General features: G+C 43.4%; 4 protein-coding genes. All 4 read left to right on the top strand.

Annotated elements, in window-relative coordinates:
* Nucleotides 1-87 precede the first annotated feature (87 nt).
* The 4 genes from QUA02_RS32690 (at nucleotide 88) to QUA02_RS32675 (ending at nucleotide 4657) form a co-directional block, all read left to right on the top strand.
* Nucleotides 88-231, top strand: a complete 144-nt coding sequence (locus QUA02_RS32690) for a hypothetical protein (protein ID WP_333033879.1) — start codon at nucleotides 88-90, stop codon at nucleotides 229-231.
* Nucleotides 232-361: 130 nt separating this feature from the next.
* The gene (locus QUA02_RS32685; protein WP_333033878.1) at nucleotides 362-2284 is read left to right on the top strand and encodes a globin domain-containing protein; all 1923 of its coding nucleotides are present in this window, start codon (nucleotides 362-364) and stop codon (nucleotides 2282-2284) included.
* A 345-nt stretch (nucleotides 2285-2629) separates the two neighbouring features.
* On the top strand, nucleotides 2630-3433 hold the full coding sequence (locus QUA02_RS32680; RefSeq protein ID WP_333033877.1) for a hypothetical protein: 804 nt from the start codon (nucleotides 2630-2632) through the stop codon (nucleotides 3431-3433).
* Nucleotides 3434-3484: 51 nt separating this feature from the next.
* On the top strand, nucleotides 3485-4657 hold the full coding sequence (locus QUA02_RS32675; RefSeq protein ID WP_333033876.1) for an adenylate/guanylate cyclase domain-containing protein: 1173 nt from the start codon (nucleotides 3485-3487) through the stop codon (nucleotides 4655-4657).
* Nucleotides 4658-4967: the final 310 nt, after the last annotated feature.

The following is a 4967-nucleotide window of genomic DNA, read 5'->3' as shown; positions in this document are numbered from 1 at the left end:
TGAGGCTATTTCTGCCCATTCTTGTGACTTGGCTATGCCTGAGCTCATTCCCATTCTTCAGACCTGAATCCTTACAACCCATCTAATTTGCCTTATTGGACGCAAGACGTGATGGGACTCGATTTAGATTACAGTACCGAGGAGTGGAAAGCTTTAGGGGAGATGGGCATCAAGGATGCAGAAGACTTTATGGCTACCCTGTCGCAAGAGTTGGAAAATTTGAGTTTGTAATATCTGGCCCTGGCGTCAGCAAAGAAACTCTCTTCAAACACTCTATCAAAAGCATTCATTCAGAGCCGGATAGTTAAAAAACCCTGTCTTTATACAAGGAAGCGTCAACTTTCAAGAGAAAAACAAAAATATGTCTTTAAATGTTGAACTTTTAGAGCAAAGTTTCGAGAAAATCAAACCTCACGCTGATGAATTTGCCGCTAGCTTCTACGAAAAATTGTTTATAACTCACCCTGAATTTAAACCGCTGTTTGCCAATATAGATATGGCAAAGCAACAGAAAAAGCTGATTAATGCTCTGGTTTTAGTAGTAGAAAATCTCCGTTCTCCAGAAGCTTTAGGGCCAGTTCTCAACGCCTTGGGAGGCAGACACATCGGTTATGGGGTAATTCCCAAATATTACGGCCCAGTTGGAGACGCACTGCTGAGTGCTTTTGAGCAGTCTCTCCAGCAAGATTGGACTCCCGAAGTAAAGCTGGCGTGGACAGATGCCTACAGAGCTATTACTGCTTTGATGTTAAAAGGCGCAGGTGTAGAAACTACACCTGAAAAACTTCAATTACAAACAGAAATAATTCCAGATAAAAAGGTGACTGTAGCAGCTAATCAACAACGAGAATCAGTTCCCGAAAAAGAGCCAGAATTAGCCGTAGAATTACTGGAAAGCAGTTTCGAGAAAATCAAACCTCACGCTGATGAATTTGCCGCTAGCTTCTACGAAAACCTCTTCATCGCTCACCCTGAATTCAAACCGATGTTTGCCAATATAGATTTAAAAAAGCAAGAAAAAAAACTCATCAATGCTTTGGTATTGGTAGTTGAAAATCTCCGCTCTCCAGAGGCTTTGGAACCAGTTCTCAACGCCTTGGGAGGCAGACACATCGGCTATGGAGTAATTCCCAAATATTACGGGCCAGTTGGAGTCGCACTGCTGAGTGCTTTGGAGCAGTCTCTCCAGCAAGATTGGACTCCCGAAGTAAAGCGGGCGTGGACAGATGCCTACAGAACAATTACTGCTTTGATGTTAAAAGGCACAGGTGTAAATTATTCACCAAAGATTGTCCCCGATCAAAAAGATGTCACCCACAATCAGCCAAAAGAATCAAAGACACAATTACTGAACGAATCTAACCCGATCGCGCCGCCAACTGAGCCACAGAAAAAGCCTTTAGTACCAATTCAGTGGGATGGTGAAAATATCCGAAAAATGCTCTCGAAAATAACTGATACTTATCAGCAATTTCAGGGTCAATCATTCGTTCAGCGATTGGGTGAAGTTCTCAAAGGAAGTTTAGGAAAATTAATTGATAATTTTTGGACACAACCGGCCTGGTTAGTTGCTACTGTTTCAGCCGTTCTGTTCATCATAATTTATGTGAACGCGGAGGAAAATTCTCTGCTGGCAGAGATTTTGGAGGGTGCTGATGCTCTCAGTCTTGTCGTTGCTTTAGTTTTATTCATTAAAGAAGCACCGGATCGCAGAAAGCAATTTCACTACCAAGCTTGGAGTACAGTTGATGCAGCACACAGCGTAAAAGTTAGCTATGCAAGAATTCTGGCACTCCAAGATTTGAATGAGGATGGTGTTTCTCTTAGAGGTTTGGATGCTATTGGTGCAGAGTTAATAGATATTAATCTCTCTCGGGCTAATCTGAGTGAAACCAAATTGAGTGAAGCCGACCTCAGTAATGCAAATCTGAGCCACGCTAACCTCAATAATGCTAACCTCAGTCAGGCTAAATTGAGTGGTGCTAATCTCAGTAATGCCAACCTGAGTTTTGCTTGCTTGAGTCAGGTTAATCTCAGTGTTGCCAATCTCAGTGGCGCTAATTTAATTTGTGCGGACTTGAGTAACGCAAATATGAGCGGCGTCAATTTGAGGAATGCTAGTTTGAGTGGTGCAAACCTCAAAGGTGCTTACCTAAGCGGTGCAAATCTCAAAGGTGCTCAAGTTAGCAGCATTTCTGACCTGAGTGGTGCTTTGCTAGAAGGCGCTGTTATGCCTGATGGCTCAAAGTATAAGTCTCCCGAAGATGAGGTCAAAAATAAATAAATTGATGCCAGCTTTTTGAGGAGATTTTTGTCTACTATTCTACTAAAAGGGTGACGGCCCCTTTAGTAGAATAGCTTTGGCTTACGGAAATGCGATCGCCCGCGATGAAAGCCGTTGACCTAGAATCATTGCATTGAAGTGCTGCTCGTGACAAGAAGGAAAATAGCAACATCGATCTTAATATCCTCTATACTATGGATGACTGCGGAAAAAATTACTGAATTGAAGAGTCGATCGCTTGTAATCCCACCTCACATCTAATTCAAATAAATTTTACCAATAAGAGTTGAATTTACCGAGATGTATAATCATAAAAAGAAAGCAAACAGGATCGGGAAAATTCCTATGCAATTACTTAAACAGTTAAGTATAAAGACAAAACTCACAGTCATGTTGCTGGTAGTCAGCCTGTGCGCTATGCTCGCGAGCACCTATATATGCTCTAGCACCGGTAAATCTATTCTAACCGAAAAAGTCTTCAACCAATTAACAAGCCTTCGGGCTGCCAAAACTTATCAAATCCAAGATTATTTTCAAAACCTTCACAACCACAGCCAAACCCTAAGCGAAGAGCTGACAGTCGTCGGCGCCATGCAGGAGTTTAAGACAGCCTACCGCCAACTTGAACAATCAACAGTACCAGCGGATTTTGACGCAAAAATTGATACCTACTACCAGACACAATTTCTAACCAAACTAACGCGAACTAACGAGGGTTCGCCGATTCTGGCATCTTACACGCCAAAAACAGCCGCTGCCCGTTATTTGCAGTACCACTACATCGCTGCTAACCCCAACCCCGTTGGCAAAAAACTTCTCCTTGACAATCCAGGCGATGCCAGCGCTTACAGCCGCGCTCACGCCCGCTACCACCCTATTTTTCGCAATATAGTTGAAAAATACGGTTACTACGATATGTTTTTGATCGATCCCGAAGGAACTGTTGTCTACACGGTTTTTAAAGAAGCTGACTTTACCACCAACTTCACCAACGGCCCCTACAACGAGAGTAACCTAGCAGAGGCGATCGCCTCCGCACGAAACGCTAAGGGAACGGGCTATGTAAAAATAGTAGATTTTAAGCCCTACACCCCTTCCTACGGTGCGCCTGCGGCTTTTATCGCTGCCCCAATCTTTAACGGCTCCTAATTCATTGGTATTTTGGCGTTCCAGCTTCCCGTTGACAAAATTAACAATGTGATGACTGGTAACAAAAATTGGAAACAAAATGGTCTGGGCGATTCAGGAGAAACTTATCTGGTTGGGTCGGATTATCTAATGCGCTCTGCGTCTCGTTTCCAGATTGAAGACCCAGAAGGTCATGCAAAAACTCTACGCTCGATCGGTACTGATGAAAAGACCATCAAGAAAATCAAAGAATATAATACTACCATCCTCCTACAGGAAGTGCAAACAAAAGCAGTGAAGGAAGCTTTGTTTGGGAAACAGGGAACGGAGGCGATCGATGATTATCGCAATATTCCGGTTTTGAGCTCTTATGCTCCAGTAGATATTGATGGATTGAGGTGGGTGATCTTGGCGGAGATAGATGTTTCTGAAGCCTATGCCTCAATTCACTCGTTTGAAAAAACAGTTTTGATTGGGGCTACTTTAATCATCGCGCTAATCACGCTTGTTGCCATGTGGCTGACCGCAATCTTTGTCAAACCCATCAATACTTTAATCGCTAGCGCCCGCAAGGTGGGGGCTGGGGAATTTGATGCCGTTGTCAAATCTGGTTCGCAAGATGAATTTGGAGACTTAGCTGAATCATTTAACCAAACGATAGGCAGCCTTCGTGCCGAAACTAAACTAATCGAACAGAAAAATCGCGAAAATGAATCATTAGTCTTAAGTATATTTAGTCCCGCAATCGCCAAACGCCTCAAACAGGGCGATCGAGAAATTGCCGATCAGATTTCTAATGTCTCGGTCTTGTTTTCCGACCTCGATCGATTCACCAAACTCACTCAATCAATGTCCCCCCAAGAGGTTGTTGGCTTGCTCAATGAACTGGTAACAACCTTTGATGAAATGACAGAAAAATACGGTTTGGAGAAGATTAAAACTATTGGTGACGGTTACATGGCTGTATGCGGGCTGAGTGTGCCGCGTCTGGATCATGACAAACGCACGGTAGATTTTGCTTTGGAAATGCTGTCGTTTGTCCGCCGATTTAGTTATGAAAAAGGCTTGCATCTAGACCTGCGGATCGGCATCAATTCAGGAGATGTGGTTGCGGGCGTCATTGGCAAAAATAAATTGCTCTACGACGTTTGGCGCGATACTGTAAATATTGCCAATAGGTTGAAGTCTGCTTGTGGGCCCGGAGCAATCTTCGTGTCTCAAGACATCTGCGATCGCCTGCCATAACTATACGATTTTGAGCTGGTTGGTGACATTCAAGAACCAGGAAAAGAACAGCTAGTGGCTTGGCAACTCAAAAGTTCTAAGCAGACAGTAAGTGTTCGAGAGGAAGAAGTATATGAGTAATTTAAGCTTTTCAAACGACTGGCAGACTTGGGCGGTAATTGTCGGATTAGGGTTCCCAATCCTGGTAGTTTTACTAGAGCGTCGGTACAGTATCAGGAGTTGACAAAACAAACTGGAAATGATATGTGAATTGAGAAGCCTGTTAAATTCTCACAATCAGAAAGAAGGAAGAAACCTTATGCGCCCTCAC

This window comes from Microcoleus pseudofavosus SVA1_A4, assembly GCF_036700565.1.
In the GTDB taxonomy this organism is placed as follows: domain Bacteria; phylum Cyanobacteriota; class Cyanobacteriia; order Cyanobacteriales; family Microcoleaceae; genus Microcoleus.
Note: the sequence above shows the minus strand (reverse complement) of the source record. Positions and strands in the feature narration are given on the sequence as shown.

Coding starts and splice junctions, on each gene's coding strand:
- QUA02_RS32685 (WP_333033878.1), top strand. CDS start 362: ATGTCTTTAAATGTTGAACTTTTAGAGCAAAGTTTCGAGAAAATCAAA.
- QUA02_RS32680 (WP_333033877.1), top strand. CDS start 2,630: ATGCAATTACTTAAACAGTTAAGTATAAAGACAAAACTCACAGTCATG.
- QUA02_RS32675 (WP_333033876.1), top strand. CDS start 3,485: ATGACTGGTAACAAAAATTGGAAACAAAATGGTCTGGGCGATTCAGGA.